22 protein-coding genes are annotated in these 19,040 nt (G+C 36.5%); 12 read left to right on the forward strand and 10 right to left on the reverse strand.

Annotation, left to right across the window (positions count from 1 at the left end; all coding sequences use genetic code 11):
• Window positions 1–39: 39 nt before the first annotated feature.
• The 3 genes from BAU27_RS07430 to BAU27_RS07445 all read right to left on the reverse strand — a co-directional run bounded on the left by BAU27_RS07430 (window position 40) and on the right by BAU27_RS07445 (window position 3,005).
• Window positions 40–330, reverse strand: coding sequence for a DUF3817 domain-containing protein (locus tag BAU27_RS07430; RefSeq protein WP_071770537.1), 291 nt, complete (start codon window positions 328–330; stop codon window positions 40–42).
• Between the two features lie 209 nt (window positions 331–539).
• Window positions 540–1,361, reverse strand: a complete 822-nt coding sequence (locus BAU27_RS07435; protein ID WP_071770538.1) for a Cof-type HAD-IIB family hydrolase — start codon at window positions 1,359–1,361, stop codon at window positions 540–542.
• Window positions 1,362–1,721: 360 nt separating this feature from the next.
• The gene (locus BAU27_RS07445) at window positions 1,722–3,005 is read right to left on the reverse strand and encodes a purine/pyrimidine permease (RefSeq protein WP_071744021.1); all 1,284 of its coding nucleotides are present in this window, start codon (window positions 3,003–3,005) and stop codon (window positions 1,722–1,724) included.
• A 95-nt stretch (window positions 3,006–3,100) separates the two neighbouring features.
• Here BAU27_RS07445 and BAU27_RS07450 point away from each other — a divergent pair, with 95 nt between their 5' ends.
• The 3 genes from BAU27_RS07450 (at window position 3,101) to BAU27_RS07460 (ending at window position 4,820) form a co-directional block, all read left to right on the forward strand.
• Window positions 3,101–4,093 carry a potassium channel family protein gene (locus tag BAU27_RS07450; protein WP_071770540.1) on the forward strand — a complete coding sequence of 331 codons (993 nt, stop codon included), beginning with the start codon at window positions 3,101–3,103 and terminating at the stop codon, window positions 4,091–4,093.
• A 6-nt stretch (window positions 4,094–4,099) separates the two neighbouring features.
• Window positions 4,100–4,387: a YwdI family protein gene (locus BAU27_RS07455; protein ID WP_071744023.1), complete on the forward strand. Its 288-nt coding sequence runs from the start codon at window positions 4,100–4,102 to the stop codon at window positions 4,385–4,387.
• 64 nt (window positions 4,388–4,451) lie between these two features.
• Complete coding sequence (locus BAU27_RS07460) at window positions 4,452–4,820, forward strand: DUF423 domain-containing protein (RefSeq protein ID WP_000688311.1); 369 nt, start codon at window positions 4,452–4,454, stop codon at window positions 4,818–4,820.
• Window positions 4,821–4,850: 30 nt separating this feature from the next.
• Here BAU27_RS07460 and gerQ read toward each other — a convergent pair whose 3' ends face one another.
• The 4 genes from gerQ to hemQ form a co-directional block, all read right to left on the reverse strand.
• Window positions 4,851–5,279 (reverse strand): spore coat protein GerQ, encoded by a 429-nt coding sequence (gerQ, locus tag BAU27_RS07465; RefSeq protein ID WP_071744024.1) that lies wholly within the window; start codon window positions 5,277–5,279, stop codon window positions 4,851–4,853.
• A 27-nt stretch (window positions 5,280–5,306) separates the two neighbouring features.
• Window positions 5,307–5,729 (reverse strand): cell wall hydrolase CwlJ, encoded by a 423-nt coding sequence (cwlJ, locus tag BAU27_RS07470; protein ID WP_000538162.1) that lies wholly within the window; start codon window positions 5,727–5,729, stop codon window positions 5,307–5,309.
• Window positions 5,730–5,901: 172 nt separating this feature from the next.
• Window positions 5,902–7,179, reverse strand: coding sequence for a serine hydrolase (locus tag BAU27_RS07475; RefSeq protein WP_139254616.1), 1,278 nt, complete (start codon window positions 7,177–7,179; stop codon window positions 5,902–5,904).
• A 194-nt stretch (window positions 7,180–7,373) separates the two neighbouring features.
• Window positions 7,374–8,117, reverse strand: coding sequence for a hydrogen peroxide-dependent heme synthase (gene hemQ / locus BAU27_RS07480; RefSeq protein ID WP_071770542.1), 744 nt, complete (start codon window positions 8,115–8,117; stop codon window positions 7,374–7,376).
• A gap of 279 nt (window positions 8,118–8,396) precedes the next feature.
• On the opposite strand from hemQ, the gene pta reads away from it, so the two are divergent.
• Window positions 8,397–9,368 (forward strand): phosphate acetyltransferase, encoded by a 972-nt coding sequence (gene pta / locus BAU27_RS07485; RefSeq protein WP_071770543.1) that lies wholly within the window; start codon window positions 8,397–8,399, stop codon window positions 9,366–9,368.
• Window positions 9,369–9,431: 63 nt separating this feature from the next.
• Here pta and lipL read toward each other — a convergent pair whose 3' ends face one another.
• Both lipL and BAU27_RS07495 read right to left on the reverse strand, forming a co-directional pair.
• Window positions 9,432–10,277: an octanoyl-[GcvH]:protein N-octanoyltransferase gene (lipL, locus tag BAU27_RS07490; RefSeq protein WP_071744028.1), complete on the reverse strand. Its 846-nt coding sequence runs from the start codon at window positions 10,275–10,277 to the stop codon at window positions 9,432–9,434.
• A 109-nt stretch (window positions 10,278–10,386) separates the two neighbouring features.
• Window positions 10,387–11,079 carry an RsfA family transcriptional regulator gene (locus tag BAU27_RS07495; protein ID WP_071744029.1) on the reverse strand — a complete coding sequence of 231 codons (693 nt, stop codon included), beginning with the start codon at window positions 11,077–11,079 and terminating at the stop codon, window positions 10,387–10,389.
• 290 nt (window positions 11,080–11,369) lie between these two features.
• Here BAU27_RS07495 and BAU27_RS07500 point away from each other — a divergent pair, with 290 nt between their 5' ends.
• From BAU27_RS07500 to BAU27_RS07525, 6 genes are all read left to right on the forward strand, one after another.
• On the forward strand, window positions 11,370–11,594 hold the full coding sequence (locus BAU27_RS07500) for a YuzB family protein (RefSeq protein ID WP_000526075.1): 225 nt from the start codon (window positions 11,370–11,372) through the stop codon (window positions 11,592–11,594).
• A gap of 237 nt (window positions 11,595–11,831) precedes the next feature.
• Window positions 11,832–12,887, forward strand: a complete 1,056-nt coding sequence (locus tag BAU27_RS07505) for a FecCD family ABC transporter permease (protein ID WP_000388282.1) — start codon at window positions 11,832–11,834, stop codon at window positions 12,885–12,887.
• The gene (locus tag BAU27_RS07510; RefSeq protein WP_071744030.1) at window positions 12,884–13,900 is read left to right on the forward strand and encodes a FecCD family ABC transporter permease; all 1,017 of its coding nucleotides are present in this window, start codon (window positions 12,884–12,886) and stop codon (window positions 13,898–13,900) included. The genes BAU27_RS07505 and BAU27_RS07510 overlap by 4 nt, the downstream gene beginning before the upstream one ends.
• A gap of 15 nt (window positions 13,901–13,915) precedes the next feature.
• Window positions 13,916–14,728: an ABC transporter ATP-binding protein gene (locus tag BAU27_RS07515; RefSeq protein WP_000212073.1), complete on the forward strand. Its 813-nt coding sequence runs from the start codon at window positions 13,916–13,918 to the stop codon at window positions 14,726–14,728.
• 202 nt (window positions 14,729–14,930) lie between these two features.
• Entirely contained in the window at window positions 14,931–15,878 is a 948-nt protein-coding gene (locus BAU27_RS07520; protein WP_071770544.1) for an ABC transporter substrate-binding protein, read from the forward strand.
• Between the two features lie 145 nt (window positions 15,879–16,023).
• The gene (locus BAU27_RS07525) at window positions 16,024–17,328 is read left to right on the forward strand and encodes an HD domain-containing protein (protein WP_071744032.1); all 1,305 of its coding nucleotides are present in this window, start codon (window positions 16,024–16,026) and stop codon (window positions 17,326–17,328) included.
• A gap of 39 nt (window positions 17,329–17,367) precedes the next feature.
• Here BAU27_RS07525 and BAU27_RS07530 read toward each other — a convergent pair whose 3' ends face one another.
• Window positions 17,368–17,553, reverse strand: a complete 186-nt coding sequence (locus BAU27_RS07530) for a 2-hydroxymuconate tautomerase (protein ID WP_001147171.1) — start codon at window positions 17,551–17,553, stop codon at window positions 17,368–17,370.
• Between the two features lie 112 nt (window positions 17,554–17,665).
• On the opposite strand from BAU27_RS07530, the gene BAU27_RS07535 reads away from it, so the two are divergent.
• The gene (locus tag BAU27_RS07535; RefSeq protein ID WP_071744033.1) at window positions 17,666–18,340 is read left to right on the forward strand and encodes a site-2 protease family protein; all 675 of its coding nucleotides are present in this window, start codon (window positions 17,666–17,668) and stop codon (window positions 18,338–18,340) included.
• 25 nt (window positions 18,341–18,365) lie between these two features.
• Window positions 18,366–18,875: a YwhD family protein gene (locus BAU27_RS07540; RefSeq protein ID WP_071770545.1), complete on the forward strand. Its 510-nt coding sequence runs from the start codon at window positions 18,366–18,368 to the stop codon at window positions 18,873–18,875.
• Window positions 18,876–19,040 lie beyond the last annotated feature (165 nt).

Here is a 19,040-nt window from a genome sequence, read left to right on the forward strand (position 1 = left end):
ACGCAAAAAGGTAGCTAACAATTGTTAACTACCTTTTTATTATTGTTCATTTTTTAGTTTTGCATCTAGTACAAAAGTACCAAATGGGATAACTGATGCAGCAAGTGCGCCAAGTGCCCATAAAATTGATTTACGGTGTACGATTGTTACTTGAATTACCGCAAAGATAAATAGTATAAATAGAACTCCGTGAGCCATACCTGTAATTTTAACGGCTGTTGCAAATCCTGCGAAATATTTTAATGGCATTGCTACAAATAATAGTAATAGGAAAGAAATCCCCTCAACTAGTCCGATTGCTCGTAATCGTCCGATTGGTGTAGATAACATGAAGTAGCCTCCTTTAATGAATGCTTGTTTATAGTAAATTTGTATTCTTTTTCAAAATAAAATAGTCTATTTTGTTCCATTATATACAAAAAGAAAGTTTACACTACGAGAATAGTGCAAAGTTCAAAATATAGTCACAAAAGCGTTGTAATTTAAATAAAAACCTATTTGAAGTATTTGACTTCAAATAGGTTTTATGAATGAAAATATTAAACAAGTACTTCCGTTTTTAAAACAAATTTCTCTACAACTTTTGCAACACCATCGTTCATATTTGTGTCTGTCACGTAGTTCGCAATTTCTTTAATATCATCTGGTGCATTGCCCATTGCAACGCCAAGGCCAGCAAATTCAATCATTGCTTGGTCGTTATAGCTATCACCCATTGCGATAACTTCTTCACGCTTAATACCAAGTTTTTGGATTAGTTGGTTTAGGCTTGTTCCTTTTGTAACACCATATTCAGTAAATTCTAAGAAGAAAGGTTTTGAACGCATAACGCTTAATTGGCCTTCTAGTTGTTTTTGTAGTTTCTTTTCTACTTCAACAAGACGTTCAGCTTCTTTATTCATTAATACTTTTACTACAGGCTCTGTTACAGCGGCTTTAAAATCATCTACTACAACAATTGGCATACCAGTAATTTCGCCTTCAATTCCAGTGTATGGATTATTTTCTTCTGTTACGATATCATCGCCAATATAAGTATGAACCCATACACCTTCAGTTTTACTAATTTCAAATAGGTTGTGAACGATTTCAGGAGATAGCGTACTACTAAAGATTTCTTCGTTTGTTTTACAGTTAATAATTTTTGCGCCGTTAAAAGATAGAATGAAGCTGCCGTATTCTTCTAAACGAAGTTCTTTTGCGACGTTGCGCATACCAAACGTTGGACGCCCTGAAGCAAGTACGACCTTGACCCCCTGCTCTTGTGCTGTCATTAAAGCCTCTTTCGTACGAGGTGAAATGGTATGGTCATCGCGTAATAAAGTATCATCTAAATCTAAAACAATCATTTTATAAGTCATATAGAAAATTCCTTTCTTTGTTGGAATAGAAATAAATTTTTATGAAGATATTGGGGAATATATATAGTAAGACATCGAACCTCTTTGCATGAAGATAAGAAAGGTTCTGCATTGTTAGTATAAATTATCATGAGCGTGTTGCCCATGATAATTTATCCCGCTATTTGTGGGCAGTAAGACTCCCACCTCAAAATTCAGCTGGAGCAAAGAAGTTAGGTGGGAGATCAACTGCCCGTAAACGCCCGATTGGTTCAACTAATAATCAGTGGGGGATGAACAAAACCCCCACTGATTAAAGTTTCACTTTATCATTATCGTAACAACTCTAAAGGTAGAGTGCAATAATGGAAGTTTTCCAATTTACGATAGTTGTTTTTCATTCGAACGAGAAAATAGTATTTCCAGCAAAATAGCCATAACAGACCCAAGAACGAGACCGTTACTTAAAAATGATGCTAAAAATGGTGGTAGCGTAGAAAATGCTCCTGCCGGAATGAACATAACTCCCACTCCTGTAAATATTGAAAGACCTGCTACTTTAAATAATTGTTCTTTATTTTGTACAGTGTTATATTCGCGAAAAGCGAGACCAATCATGCTTGCAAATACAGGATAAATCGCAGCATACCCAACTGCAACGGGGATTGCTGCAAAGAATGAAGTAATCTTTGGGAATATACTAACAAGAATGATAAAGCTTGACCCTAACATAAATGGAAGGCGTTTATAAATATTTGTCGTTGCGATAAATCCTGCTGATCCAGAAATGGCAACAGGACCAATGGCTGAAAATAGGCCGCCTAGTAATTGATTTATTCCTGTTATAATGCCAGCTTGTTTGAAGCGATTTGGAGCGGCATCTTCTTCATACTTAGAAACAACCTTTTGTACAACGCGAATACTTGCTAACATATTTGTTAGAAGTAGTAGTGTGACGAAAATTACTGTAATTGCCATGTTCCATTCAATGCGAGGCATGCCGAAAACAAATAGAGATGGAAGACGAATTATATCTGTCACAGGTGTTACTGGATTAGATAATCCGAAGCATGCGAATAATATCCAGCCGAAGACGATACTGAAAAGAACGGAATATTGTCCAATAATAGGTAGCTTCATAATGAAAAAAGATAGTAAAATAACAATGAGTGAAAGAATAAATACGTTAGCCTGTACTTCTGTATGTTGTCCATCAAGACCAAACATGCCTTTTAAGAAGGAGCCACTAAGTTGTGCGACAAGAAGGAATAAATATGTTCCAATTACTGTCGGTGTAAAGTAACGAACTAGTTTATCGATAAGTCCAAACACACTAAGAATAATACAAATAATTCCACTTAATAGGAAAGCGTACTGAAGAACTTTAAGCGTTTCATTGCTTGATCCAAATAATACGACACCTAAACTTGCATAAAGGGAGAAAATTCCCCACCAAAGGCCTGCAGGACCTTCTTGAATAGGAAGTTTATGACCAAATATAGCTTGCAGTAGGCCGGCAAAGCCAAGAACAAATAATGTTCTTTGTACAAATGCGATAGCTTCAGCACCATCGAGACCATAACTAGTTGCGACACTAATTGGTACAATAAGGCTTCCAGCTAAAATAAATAGTGCCCATTGTAAGGCGGAAAGAAATATCTTCATTATATCAACCTCTTTCATAGATTCCATATCTAGTATATACGTATTTCATTTCCACTGGCAAAGAATGTAGATAGAGAAAAGAGTTGAAACACGATATGAATGCACGCAAGCAATTATGGATAGCAGTTATATGTATGACCTCTGTTGTACTTCTAGGAACATTAGGATTTATGACAATTGAAGAGATTAGTTTATTTCAAGCATTTTGGATGACAATGATTACTGTATTAACTGTTGGATACGGAGATGCCGTTCCTGTAACGCAGGCGGGGAAATTATTTGCACTTCTTATTATCCCTGTTGGCGTCGGTATCGTTACGTATGCAATAGGGGTAGTAGCAGCTATGATTATTGAAGGGAATTTATTTCATGCAGTGCGGAGGAAGAAGATGGATAAACAAATAGCACAGTTACAAAATCATATTATAGTATGTGGGTGTGGTAGAGTAGGACTTCAAGTTGTACATGAATTACAGGAGAAGAAAATTCCATTTGTCGTTGTGGATAAAGATGAAAGTATATTCGAACAGGAAAAGCTTTTATATGTAAATGGAGATGCAACGGAAGATCACGTATTACATAACGCGGGAATTTCAAAGGCGGCTGGTCTAGTTGCTATCGTAGCAAATGATGCTGAAAATGTATTTATTACATTAACAGCAAGAGGATTGAACGATGCAATTAAAATTGTAGCAAGAGCTGAAAAGCCAGAAACAGAAGAGAAGTTACGGCGTGCTGGCGCGAATAAGGTTATTAATCCGTCTAGTATGGCAGGAATTCATATTGCAAAAGGTATTGCGAATCCATTAACAGTTAATTATATTGATACAGTTTTATATGGAGTAGAACAGTCATTTGTTATTGAAGAAATTTTAGTTGGCAAAGATTCTATATTAGTTGGTAAATCATTATTAGAGAGCGATGTAAGAAATCAGTTTGATGTAACAATTTTAGCTATTTTAAGGAATGGAAATATTATTCATAATCCAACGGGGCAGGAAAAACTGCGAGAACGTGATATGATAATAGTATTTGGTTCAGTACAGAAACTGGGGCAATTTGAGAAAGAATTACAAAGTACGAGGTGATAAGGAATGCAAATATCTAGCGACAAGGTTTTAAATAAAATGGCGAATGAAATTGCAAAGGCAAAAAGTAGTGAAGGGCAAAAGTCTAAAGAACATTTATTAGTTGTGCGAGCATTATGTGATTTATTATTAGATGAACAAGTTGAATCGCATACGTATAGAGAGCCACAGGTTCAATCACAAATAATCGGATCTCAGCCTATGACAACAGTTCAACCAGTTATGCCGATTTCTGGAGAGCCAGTATATATAAAAGAAGATGATGCAAATGGTAACTCTCTATTGGATTTTTAAAAGCAAAATCGTTTGGCTTATATGAAAAAATTGCTTATGATAAAAGTAAAAAAGGGGAATTAAGATGAAAATTTTCTTTTTACTAGGTTGTATTGCAGCGGGGCTATCTGTTGCGTTAGGAGCCTTTGGAGCACACGGTTTAGAAAATAAAATTTCTGCAAAAATGTTAGAAGTTTGGAAAACAGGCGTTACATATCAAATGTTTCATGCGGGTGGACTATTTGTAGTAGCTTTATTGATGGATAAGATTCAATCATCACTTTTAACTACTGCTGGTTGGCTAATGGTAGCTGGGATTATTATGTTCTCAGGCAGTTTGTATGCATTAAGTACGACAGGTATTAAGTTCTTTGGCCCAATTACACCTCTTGGTGGTGTGGCATTTATTGTGGCTTGGATTCTAGTAGGAACTGCAGTTGTAAAAGGATTATAAAAAACAAAAGCTGGCAGGAGCCAGCTTTTTTTATGGTCTTGGAGGATAAGTTGCTTGTTGACTAGGTAAATACGTAATTTCTCCTGGGAATTCTACATAATCTAAGTAAATCATTAGTAGCAAGTAGCGTTTTCCGGATTTCGGTTCACTAATAACGATATGATCACGGCCAGCTGCCTCGATGATCCCTGTATAAGATTGTGTACCAAGCGAACTACCACGTTCATAAGTCATTACAACTGTAGCTGGCTTACCCTTGTTTAAACGAAGGATGTTTTCGATATACGATTGCTCTAGTGGTAACATCCCTTGAGAAACTGCAAGCTGAGCCTGAGCAACTTGTTGTTGCATCGCTTGTTGCTGTTGCTGTTGCCCAGGAGTCATTTGTTGCGGTTGCACATAAGTTCCAGATGGTTGATAAAAACCTGTTCCGTAGTATGGGTTTTGTTGCTGTGCCATTCAAAAATCCCTCCTCATTTTCATTCCTTAATATACGCCAGGACAATCCTCACCAGATGGTTGGAAGAAACAGTGTTTTTTAAAGCGGCCAGAATTTTGTTGGTCATACCAAGTTGGTGGGCAAGGGCCTTCAGGTCTAAAAAACCATAAGGAAAAGTTGGCAGGCCAAAAACGTTGCCCTTGAATGGTTCGTCTTGCTAAGGCGATATCTTGTTCCCTTGCTCGTTGATAAAAATACCCTTTTTGCGTTGCCTCAAAACCACCAGGATTTTGATAAACCATTTGACGTAAATTACGTATTTTTTTAAAATCTAAACAATTTCCGCGGACACGATTTACCCCAACGTTTCCGACCATCAACATTCCTTGTTGCCCTTCTCCTTCGGCTTCAGCACGCATCAGTCTAGCTAATAACTTTACATCTTCCTCGTTATAAGCAATAACACCCATTATGTGTCACCTCTCTTTTTGGAATACCTTTTGGAAAGAGGTTATTTCTAGATGAAGTGTGGAACAATTACTAGTTCATACGTATGAGAAAAAGGACTCAGATATGACAACCAAACGAAGTTTTACATTTAGAGGGGGAAAGAAAAAAAGCTAGCGTGGGCTAGCTTTTTCATTAGAACATTTTAGACCATAAATTTGAGAAGAAATCACCAACGGAACGCATTGTTAATACGAACCAATTTGCTTTTTCTACTTCTTCTGTCGTTTTTGCAGCAACTTTCATACTTTTATTTCCATCTAAAAATCCGTATTTATCAGTTGGTTCTAAAACGATGGAACCGACCTTTGCATCTTTCTTAATAGGAGCAACTAAATGTCCATCTTCAGCGAGTGATTTATCCGCTTCAGTAGAAATTTTGTAAGGTGCTTTGCTACCTTTTGCAGTAACTACTGTCACTTCTTTTTCTGGTACAACTGTTACGTAGTCTTCTTTTCCTTTTACTACAGAAATTTTGTTATTTTTATCTATTTTTAATTTCTGTTTTTCGAAGTTATTAAACCCGTATTCAATTAATGCGCGAGATTCTGTGAAACGTTCGTCCATTGATTTCGTTTTAATAATAACTGAAATAAGGCGTAAATCACCGCGTTTTGCTGTAATAGTGAATCCATATCCAGCGGTATCAGAACTTCCTGTTTTTAAACCATCCGCTCCTTCATAAGAGAAAGCAGCACCTGGTAACATCCAGTTCCAATTTTCCATACGAATTGGTTTCGGATGATTATCTGGGAAGTTTCTAAATCTTTGTTTTGTATCCTCTAGCATTTCTGGATACTTTGTAATAATTGTTTTTGAAAGAATACCCATATCGCGAGCTGACATAGAGTTTTCTCCATTCGGATCAGTTCCTTCAGGATGTTTCCCTTTTAAATCAGCGTTATTCAACCCAGTAGCGTTTACAAATTTATATTTCTTTAACCCTAGTTTTTTTGCATGTTCATTTGCAAGATTTAAGAAGTTTTTCTCACTGCCTGCAAGTAATTCTGCTAAAGCAATACTAGATCCATTCGCAGAGAAGATAACGATAGAATGATATAATTCTCTCACAGTATATTGGCGTCCCTTTTCGAACGGTACGTTAGAGAATTCATTATTACGTGAAACTTCATAAGCGTAATCAGAAATGTTTACTTTCGTATCCCAAGTGATTTTTCCTTCTTTAATTGCTTCTAATACGGCATAAACAACAATTAATTTTGACATACTAGCGATAGCTAGTAATTCATCTGGATTTTGTTCATGCAGTATTTTTCCTGTATCTGCATCAAATAGAAGTGCAGCAGCTGCCTCTATATGTATTTTTTCTTCTGCATGGGATGTTGTTACTTCTAAGGAAGAAATTGACAATAGAAACACTAGTAAAATAGACAAGATTTTCTTCATATACATTATCACCTTCGCATCGTTATTAGCATATAGCTCGTACCATTTTAGCATAAATTTGGATGTAAAAAGGTTACAATCTTACAAGAAATTTGAAAAGAATTTGTCGATTTTTGTTCAAATTTGCAGAGAAAAGAAGTTTTTGGTGGGTAAATATAGAGGATAATAAAAAAGGAACGAAATTCGTTCCTTTTTTATTATTATATGTGTAAAAATTTCTCTACTTTTTCGTCTGGTAAAATGTTCCCAACGAAGAATGTACCGAATTCACCGTAACGAGCACTTACTTCATCGAAGCGCATTTCATATATAAGCTTCTTAAATTGAAGAACATCGTCAGCGAATAATGTTACGCCCCACTCAAAATCGTCGAATCCGACTGATCCTGAAATTACTTGGCGTACTTTCCCTGCGTATTGGCGACCGATTTTACTGTGACTGTACATCATTTTTTTACGTTCTTCCATAGGAAGCATGTACCAGTTGTCATCACCTTGGCGACGCTTGTCCATTGGATAGAAGCAAATATGATTTGCTTTTGGTAACTCAGGATATAAGCGAACTAAGATTTGTGGATTTTGGTATGGATCTTCATCAGCTGGAAGGTAGTTGCTTAGTTCAACAACAGATACGTAAGAGTATGCGGGAACTAAATATTCAGCTAATGTTGTTTTATTTAATTCTGTCTCAATTTCATTTAATTCTTCCATTGTTGGACGTAAGATCATAAGCATAATATCTGCTTTTTGGCCAACAACTGTATACATTGCGTGACTGCCTTTTTTCGCAGCAGCTACTTCGTTCCATTTTTCAATGACATTTAAAAATTCAGACACAGCTTGTCCGCGTTCGTCACTAGATAATGTTTTCCATGCTGCCCAATCAATAGAACGTAAATCATGTAAACAATACCAGCCATCTAACGTTGTTGTTGCTTCACTCATTCTATTCACCTCAGTTAATGATATTTTACACGTTAACTATAGCATATATAGGGTTAAAAACATCTACATAAAGTTTCGGCGCATAAAATTGTCACATTTATATTTACTCAAAAACGGGAGAAAATAAGGATTAAGTAGGCTTTATTTTTCGGCTGAATTTTATGAAAATATAATCATTTTTATTTTATCTATTTTTTGGGAGCTATAAGTTTAAAATATAGAGGAAAAGCAGTATTCTTAAAGATAGAGTTTTTTTAACATATGTAGGAGGGTTTATTCGTGAGCAACTTATTTACAGCAGTAAAAGAAAAAGTTCAAGGAAAAGGCATTTCTATCGTACTTCCTGAAGGAACTGATGAAAGAATTTTAGGCGCTGCAGAGCGTTTAGCAAAAGAAGAGTTAGTAAAACCAATCTTAGTTGGTAATAAAGAAGAAATTAGCGCGAAAGCTGCTAGCATGGACTTAACATTAGCGGGCGTTGATATTTACGACCCAGCTACATACGAAGAAATGGATGCAATGGTAGCAACTTTCGTTGAACGCCGTAAAGGTAAAGCAACAGAAGAAGATGCTCGCAAAATCCTTAAAGACGAAAACTACTTCGGTACAATGCTTGTATACATGGGCAAAGCACAAGGTTTAGTAAGTGGTGCAGCTCACTCTACAGCTGATACAGTTCGTCCAGCACTTCAAATTATTAAAACAAAACCAGGCGTTACAAAAACTTCAGGCGTATTCATCATGGTACGTGAAGAAGAGAAGTATGTATTCGCTGATTGCGCAATTAACATTGCACCAAACAGCCAAGATTTAGCTGAAATTGGTATCGAAAGTGCGAAAACTGCTGAACTATTCGGCATTGACCCACGCGTTGCTATGTTAAGCTTCTCTACAAAAGGTTCTGCGAAATCTCCAGAAACAGAAAAAGTTGTGGAAGCAACTCGCATTGCGAAAGAAATGGCTCCTGAATTAACTTTAGATGGAGAATTCCAATTCGATGCTGCATTCGTACCATCTGTAGCTGAGAAGAAAGCTCCAGGTTCTACAATTAAAGGTGATGCTAACGTATTCGTATTCCCAAGCCTAGAAGCTGGTAATATCGGCTACAAAATCGCTCAACGCTTAGGTAACTTCGAAGCAGTAGGACCAATCTTACAAGGTTTAAACATGCCTGTAAATGACCTATCTCGTGGATGTAACGAAGAAGAAGTGTACAAGTTAGCTTTAATTACAGCAGCTCAAGCACTTTAATTCTATAATGAATTAATATGAAAAAAGACCACCCTATTTCTTTTGAAATGCGGGTGGTCTTTTTTATTTTTCTAAACCAAGTGCTTTATTATTACGATCAATAATACGTTGCAAATTCGTCTCATATAAAGGAATCTCATCTATTGTTAATTGAGATGGTGTTAACTTTGGAGCGAATTGCTGTAATGTTTTTAAAAGACGCATCATTAAATTTTGTACTGTAATTGTTTCACCAAGTAATTCTGAGAGTGAGGCCATCGTACTCGGTACAATTTCAGGGTACGTGAAGCGTGTTTCTTCGCCTTGAATTGCTACATTGTAAAAGTCGCGAACAAGCGCAGCGCGTTCCGATCCGCTTCCTGTAGCACATAAGTAAATTTGTACAGCAACCCCACCGCGAATACGGCGCTGAGAAATACCTGCGAATTTTTGGTCGCGAATACTTAAATCATAGCTACCAGGACAATAAGAACCAACAATTTCTTTTGCCTCGATTGTAACGTCGTAATCGTTTAACATTTCCTTAATTAAATGCCACATTGTATCGTATCCAAGATCAATATCGATACCTTTTTCTGTTTCTTGGAATAAAAGTGATACGTTTAACACACCTTCATCAAGTACGACCGCAAGTCCACCGGAATTACGAACGATAACATTGAAGTTGTTTTCTTTTAAAAAGGAAATACCTTCTTCTAAGTGTGGTAGGCGTGAATCTTGAATGCCGAGAACAATTGTATTGTGATGAACCCAAGAACGCATTGTTGCAGCGGATGCGCCATTCCCAATACTTGTGCATAATGTGTCATCCATTGCGAATGATTGCAAGGCATGGAATGTCGGTCCTAAACTAGACTGATCTACAATACGCCACTCTGGCTGAGATAAAATTGAACGGGAATTGCTCATATAACTAACCCCTTATCTTTAAAATGACAATCTCTATTATAGCAAAAAATGAGGGGTTTTCTCGGATATAAAGTGAAAGAATAAAAAGGATGCATTGCCTGCATCCTTTTTATTCTGCAATTTTTTCTAAATTACCATTTCGATCCATTCGGAAAGATGTTTGTGAGCGTTCCTCATCATCCATTACTGCCAATTTGCGAGCGCGGTTCATGATATTCATAAGTGTTTCGTAATCTTCTTGTACAGTATGAGATTGTTGCTCTAATTTTTCTAGTTTCTTCTCTAGTTCTTCATTTCGGAGTATTTGCGCTTTAATTTCTTGTTTCAATCTCGTATTCTCGTTTTCAAGAGCTGTTACTTTTATATTTGAAGATCCAACTGTTTGTAAAAAGTAAATAACATCTTGCATTGTTATTGAACTTTTTGAAGTAGGAACAGTCGGTTCTTGATATGGACTAGCTTCTTTATATTGGACAGCTGTTTCGTTTGGCATTAGTTCCTCGTAATCAGTTATTGATCCTGAGGCTGTTGGTGTATAAAGTAAACGTTTTTTCGCTTGTTCACCGCTCGCAGCACGCATTTTATCTTTACGGTGTTTTTTTGCTAGTTGAAGAGCCTGCTCATAACTATAACGAACGACAGCGTTCCAGCGGAAACCACAAGCAGCGGATGTGCGGTTTAACTGATCTCCTACTTCTTCAAATGCATTTAATTGAGTACTTCCTTCTCGAACATGGCGAAGCACCGTTTCAGCAAGTAATAAATCGTCCTCGTCTGTCCAAGCATCTTGTCTTACTTTCATAGATTCAACTCCCTTTCTTTTTATGAACTTCCTATTTTTATAATGGGCAAAAAAAAAAGCTTTTATACAAAGCTTTTAAAAATATGGTAGATTTCGATGAAGAGAAGAAATTTTTGCTATGAATGGTGGAAGCTTTTGAAGGAGAAAATATAAATAATATGTAGCCTTATATAGGAATAGAGCTATGCCCGGAGACTTGCAACAAGCTTCAAAGAGCGGTAAAATACCATTTAGTGTTTATTTTAAAATGTACTTGTGAAAAGTTTAAAATAGAGGAAGTGTTATATATAATGGGAAACGAATTTCGTGTGTGTGATGATTGTCAGGCAACGAACGTTAAAACGTTGATTCCGAAGTTAAAAAAAGTAGATTCATGTGCAACGATTGAGGTTGCATGTCAGTCTTACTGTGGCCCTGGTCGTAAAAAATCATTCGCGTTTGTAAATAATCGTCCAGTTGCGGCTCCAACAGAAGACGAATTAATCGTAAAAATTGAAGCAAAGTTAAATAAGTAAGAAAAAGAAGAGTGAACAGATTACTCTTCTTTTTTTATGTCCATAAGATAGCGTTTTGTATGAATTCGTATTTCAAAATAATGGTTGACAGTCTTTTGACGTGGTAGGTAGAATAGAAAGTGTCTGATTCTGAGAATCATTATCAGGAAAAAGGTCAATTCACCTAATTTTTTTATTATTATTTGAGAATAAATTTCATTTTATTAAATATATGTTGTTGGTTAGGATGGTTGAGGGATGGAAGCGAGCGCAAGGAGTATAGAACAGCAAGATGTGAATGTTAAAGAGATTAAGAGCAGACCGCTCGTTGCTTCTATTATTTTAATAGCAGGCACAATTTTGTTAGCTTTAAGTATGGCAGTTTCTATTTCGTTTGGTGCAGCAGATATTAGTTTAAAGACCGTTTGGCAAGCTGTATTTCAGTTTGATGGTTCCATAACGCACCATAACGTAATTCAAGAATTACGCATGCCTAGAGCAATAGGGGGCGTAGTTGCAGGTGCCTTTTTAGCGGTATCAGGTGCAATTATGCAAGGTATGACGCGAAATCCACTTGCATCACCATCGTTAATGGGAATTACAGATGGAGCTGTATTTGGGATTGCAATTATGTATGCATTTTTCCCTAATTCACCTTATTTAATGTTTGTTATCGCATCTTTTATTGGGGCTGCGTTTGGAGCGAGCATTGTATATGGTATTGGGTCTTCTTCACCAGGTGGATTAACGCCTGTGAAATTAGCTTTAGCAGGTGCAGCAATTAGTGCTTTATTAGGGGCGATTTCATCTGGAATTGCATTGTATTTCAACCTTGCCCAAGAGGTAAGTATGTGGAATGCAGGCGGCGTTGCCGGAGTGAAATGGCAAAGTATTAATATGTTAGTACCAATTGGTCTTGTTTGTCTCATTATAGCAATTATGATGTCGAGATATATCACAATTTTAAGCTTTGGTGAAGAAATTGCGATTGGACTTGGTCAAAATACGACATTAATTAAATTTATAGGAACAGTACTTGTTCTTGTATTAACAGGTTCTGCGGTTTCTATGGCAGGATCAGTTGGATTTGTTGGACTTGTAATTCCGCATATGACTCGTTTCCTTGTCGGCTCAGATTATAGATGGGTTATTCCATGTTCTGCGGTCTTAGGTGGATTGCTAATTGAATGTGCAGATATGTTATCTCGCGTTATTAATCCACCATTTGAAACGCCAATTGGAGCAATTACAGCGCTAATTGGGGTGCCATTCTTCCTCTACTTAGCACGTAATGAAGGGAGAGGAAAGATGTGAGGACGAGCGTCTTAACAAAAAAGAACATTTCTATTTTAACGATTTTAGTAGGATTAATTGTTGCTGTATTTTTAATAAGTTTAAATACAGGAACATTTAAAATTCCTCCAATAGATGTATTAAAGTCATTGGTTGGATTAGGTGCAGAAGATCAATCTGTTATTTTATTTGAATTTCGTATGCCACGTATGGTTATTGCCATATTAGTTGGTTCTGCATTAGCTATGTCAGGTGCAATTTTGCAAGGGTTATCACGAAACCCACTTGCTGATCCAGGTATTATCGGTATTAACGCTGGAGCGGGATTAACAGTTGTTGTATTCGTCTACTTTTTCTTCGGGAAAGTTGGAACAGGTACACTTTTATCTGTATTTATCCTTCCATTCTTCGCGCTAGTTGGAGCGATATTGGCAGCGGTTATTATTTATTTACTAGCATGGAAAGACGGCGTTTCATCAACTCGATTAATTCTTGTTGGTATCGCTGTTGCAGCCGGCTTTGGTGCGGTTAGTTTAATTTTTTCTATGAAGATGACATCGAACGACTTCCGTTTTGCAACGATTTGGTTGGCAGGAAGTTTATGGGGAACAGATTGGAAGTTCGTACTAAGTGTGCTCCCATGGATGGTTATTTTCTTACCACTAGCTATTAGTAAAGCGCACATATTAAATGTAATGAATTTAGGCGACTCTACAGCAGTTGGGCTTGGTGTAAACGTAGAAAAGGAAAGACGGAAATTATTATTTATTGCAGTTTGTTTAGCAGGTGCATCTGTTGCTGTTGCGGGCGGAATCGGTTTTATCGGTTTAATGGCTCCGCATTTAGCGAGGCGCCTCGTTGGCGGTAAGCATCAAATTATGTTACCAACGGCTGCATTAATAGGAACGTTCTTACTTTTATTTGCAGATGTAATTTCAAGAAGTGTGTTACCAACTTCAGAGATACCGGTCGGTCTTGTTATTTCTGTAATTGGCGCACCATATTTCATATATTTACTTATGAGGACAAAATAAAGGGAGGCTTTTTGTATGGCAACTTTAGCAGTTGATGCGGTATCTGTTGGCTACAATGAAGGGTTAATTATAGATGGATTAACAGTTGAAATTCCGGAAGGACAAATTACAACGATTATTGGACCAAATGGTTGTGGGAAATCCACATTATTAAAAACGGCTTCTCGTATTTTGAAAGCAAAACGAGGTACTGTTTATCTTGATGGAAAAGCAATTGAGAAACAGCCAACGAAAGAAATCGCAAAGAAAATGGCGATTTTACCACAAACTGCAGAAGTGCCAACAGGCCTTACTGTGTTTGAACTTGTTTCATATGGACGTTTTCCTCATCAAAAAGGATTTGGAACATTGAAAGAAGAGGATTATCGCTACATTCATTGGGCACTTGAAGTGACTGGAATGACTGAGTTTGCAAATCGTCCAGCAGAAGCTTTATCCGGTGGGCAGCGTCAACGTGTATGGATTGCGATGGCTCTTGCACAAGGAACAGATTTACTTGTGTTAGATGAACCAACAACATACTTAGATATGGCTCATCAACTTGAGGTATTAAACTTACTGAAGAAGTTAAACAAAGAAGAAGGCAGAACGATTGTTATGGTTATTCACGATTTAAATCATGCTTCTCGTTTCTCTGATCATATGATTGCATTAAAAGCTGGGAAGTTAATGAAACAAGGAACGCCAGATGAAGTCATGACAAGTGAAACGCTTCGAAATGTATTTGAAATCGAAGCTCAAATCGTTCCATGTCCAGTAAACTGTAAACCAATTTGTTTAACATACGATTTAGCGATGATTAATAATCAATTGCGTAAAAAAGCGTAATTAATAGGATTTCTCCCTCTTAAAGAGGTGAGAGGGGGAGTTCTAATTGACGTTGAGCTTCTTACCCATGGATGGGAAGTTGAACGCCCGTTAGAACGGGCTATAAACAACAATTAATAAATATATATTAATTAACTGTTGTTTTCGTTTCTTATAGTTACATGCAAATTATAAGAGAAATACAGCTAGAAGGAGTGGGAATATGAAGAATTTTAAAATGTCACTATTAGCAATGGTACTAGTTGTTACTTCTGTACTATTTGCAGCTTGTTCTAACAAAGAAGAAGAAAAGAAAGCAGATGCGAAGGATGCGAAAACTGAAGAGCGCACTGTACAACATGCAAAAGGGGAAATTAAAATTCCTGCAAATCCAAAGAAAATTGCTGACCTCAGTGGTTCAACAGAAGAATTAGTAATTTTCGGTATGAAACCGATTATTACTGCAAATACAACACAAGAAAAAATTGATGGACATATTGCAAAGAAATTAGAAGGCGTGAAACCAGTAGGTTCTGCTTGGGGCGATAAAATTAACATCGAAGCAGTAGCTGCTGCAAAACCAGACTTAATTCTTGTAAACAATCGTCAAGAAAAGATTTATGATCAATTATCTAAAATTGCACCAACAGTTATGTTAAAAACTCCATTAGACCAATGGCGTCCAAAATTCGAAGAAGTAGGTCAAATCTTCGGTAAAGAGAAAGAAACAAAAGAATGGTTCAAACAGTATGATGAAAAAGCAAGCAAATTACATGACAAAATCATCGCTAAAACTGGTGATGCAACATTCATGAAAATGGCTGCATATCCAAATGCTTTCCGCGTATACGGTGACTACGGTTACGGTAGCGTAATCTTTAATGACTTAAAGTTACCAGCAGTTAAAGGTACACCAACTGATAAACCATTAGTACAAGTACAAAAAGAAGCTTTAATCGATTACAATCCAGATTACTTATTCGTATTTACAACTGGTGACGGTTCTCAGCGTCTAAAAGAATTCCAAGAAGAATCAATTTGGAAAAATATGAATGCTGTTAAAAACAATCACGTATTCACAATTAGCAATGAAGACCTAAACAAAGGATACTTCCCACTAGGTAAAGAAATGATCTTAGACGAAGTTGCTGAGTTTGTTTTAGGAAAATAATATATAAAGAAAAATCACTTTTACGTCGGTAAAAGTGATTTTTCTTTATATAACAGGAATTAATATAGTCTTTCATTTCTTTCTGTTTCTTATTTCGTTTATAATATAAAGTAAGAATGTAGTAAAGGAAGGGGGATGTCGGAAGGTGGTATATTTAAACGACAAACTCAGCGAAACAAAAGTGTTTAAAGACCCAGTACATAAATATGTGCACGTGCGTGATCGCGTTATTTGGGATTTAATCGGAACGAAAGAATTTCAACGCTTGCGCCGTATTAAGCAGCTTGGAACGACATTTTTTACATTTCACGGTGCAGAGCATAGTCGCTTTACTCATTCGTTAGGTGTATATGAAATTATTCGTCGTATGATTGATGATGTGTTTGATGGCAGACCGAACTGGAATGCTGAAGATAGATTATTATGTTTATGTGCGGCATTACTTCATGATGTCGGTCACGGCCCATTTTCTCACTCGTTTGAAAAAGTATTTTCGTTAGATCATGAGAAATTTACGCAAAAGATTATCGTTGGCGATACGGAAATTAATCGTGTGTTAAGCCGTGTTGATAAGGATTTCCCGCAAAAGGTAGCAGATGTCATTGCGAAAACATCTACTAATAAATTAGCAATTAGTATGATTTCAAGCCAAATTGATGCTGATCGTATGGATTATTTATTAAGAGATGCATATTTTACTGGTGTAAAGTATGGGAACTTTGATATGGAACGTATACTGCGTGTCATGCGCCCATACGGTAATCAAGTTGTCATTAAAAATAGTGGTATGCATGCTGTAGAGCATTATATTATGAGCCGTTATCAAATGTATTGGCAAGTATATTTCCATCCGGTAACACGTAGTGCAGAAGTTATTTTAACGAAGATTTTACACCGAGCTAAATCACTGCATGAGAAGTATTATGCGTTTAAAAATCATCCTGTTCATTTCTATTCTTTATTTGAAGAAGAGGTAACAGTAGAGGATTATTTAAAGTTAGACGAGAACGTAATGTATTATTACTTCCAAGTATGGCAAGACGAAGAAGATCCGATTTTAAGTGACTTATGCCGCCGCTTTATGAACAGAAATCTATTTAAATATGTAGAGTTTACTGATAAGCATGGTTTAGATAATTGGATGGAATTAAGTAGCTTATTTAAAAAGATTGGACTCGATCCAGAGTATTATTTAGTTGTTGATTCAACATCAGACTTACCGTATGACTTTTATCGTGCAGGAGAAGAAGAAGAACGTCTACCAATCTTACTTCTTATGCCGAATGGGGAACTTAGAGAGCTTTCGCGTGAATCGGATATTGTTGAGGCGATTACAGGTAAGAAGCGAACGGATCAAAAACTATTCTATCCGCATGATTTGATCTATGAAGATGGAAGAAGAGGAAAATATAAAGAGAGAATTATCGAGTTGTTAGAGGGAAAGAAATAAGAAGCAGCTAAGAGCTGCTTCTTATGAAAAAACTTGAAATTATTTGTCGCTTAAGCGTTTTCCGCCAACTGCATAATGGTTTTTAGACATTTCTTCGATGAAAACAACGATGTTTTCTTCAGGAGCACCAGTTGTTTCGCTTACTGCTGCTGTTACTTTCTCAGCAAGAGCTTTCTTCTGTTCTTCTGTGCGTCCTTCTAGCATTTTCACTGTTACGTATGGCATGTACAATCGCTCCTTTTATGTAAGTTACACTCTTATTATAGCGGATTATGAGGAAGAACAATCGAAAAAACAAATAATTTCTTTTTTTGACATATTGAAGAGGAGATGAGTTATGGATCAGTTATTTAGATACCCATTGCAACAAATTCCGTTGGTAGCAATGGCGATTATTATTGCGCTATCTGTGCATGAATTTGCACATGCGTATGTTGCATATAAATTTGGAGACGATACAGCGAAAAAACAAGGACGTTTAACGTTATCACCGATGGCTCATTTAGATCCTATCGGGATGATTGCTGTACTAATTCTTGGATTCGGTTGGGCAAGACCAGTACCTGTTAACCCGTATAACTTTAAAAGACCGCGTCTTGCGGGAATATTAGTTTCTATTGCGGGACCGATAAGTAATCTTATCTTAAGTGCAATTGGTTTAATTATTTGGTATAGCCTAATAACGTTTGGTGTGTTAGATGCGATTCCACCCGCAGTAGGAGAGACGTTAAATCAATTTTTCCAAATTTTTATTATGCTTAATATTGTTTTACTTGTATTTAACTTATTACCAATCCCGCCACTTGATGGATATCGCGTTGTGGAAGATTTAGCACCAGCAAATGTGCGAGCGAAAATGACACAGTATGAAAAGTATGGATCAATTGCGTTATTAATTCTTGTTATTACACCGCTTAGCAATTACACAATTCAGCCTATTTTCAATGTTGTTATCCCATATGTATTAGTATTTTTACAAAATATCATTGCGCCTATTTTTGGGCTTTTATAATCTTTAAGTGAGGAGGAATTTACATATGACAGAGAAAAAGAAAAAAATCGGTTTTAATATTGTAAAAAATGATTCAACAGATGGACATGGTGGGTTTGGCGTTGGGGCATTAAGCCTAGAAAATATTTCACCTGTATTTGTCGATGTACTAGAGAAAACTGCATTCGTTGATATCGGTGCGATGCATGCGCGTAGTACAGTAGAAAAAGGTATTAAATTTTTAACAAATAAAGATGAAGTTCCAAACGGAAAACCATTTTGGCTTGTTTGGGTAACGATTGAAAGAACACCAAACGGTGCATATTACGCAGGTGTAACTGCTTGTGAAATGACAGTTGATCGTGAAATTCGCCGCGGATATAAATCACTTCCAGAGCATGTAAACAAAATGGATAAATCACTAAAGCGTCACATCATGGTCGATCATATGGATGAATCATCTAAAAAAGTACTTGGTACATTCTTAAAAGAGCATAATGAAGCAATTTGGAACGAATCTAGTGAAGAATTGCGTCACGCATTATTAGGTGAATAAAAGAAAAGGATGTCCCGTAAGTCGAGTTTTTTGACTAGGTGACATCCTTTTTATTTAGTGAATAGGACCATGGTAGATGAAAATATATCTAACGTAACTCAACATATATCAACGATTCGATAAGGAATATCGATTTACCGATAAAGAATGACAATAGCCTTCTTT

It is taken from the genome of Bacillus sp. NH11B, assembly GCF_001884205.1.
Lineage (GTDB): Bacteria > Bacillota > Bacilli > Bacillales > Bacillaceae_G > Bacillus_A > Bacillus_A proteolyticus.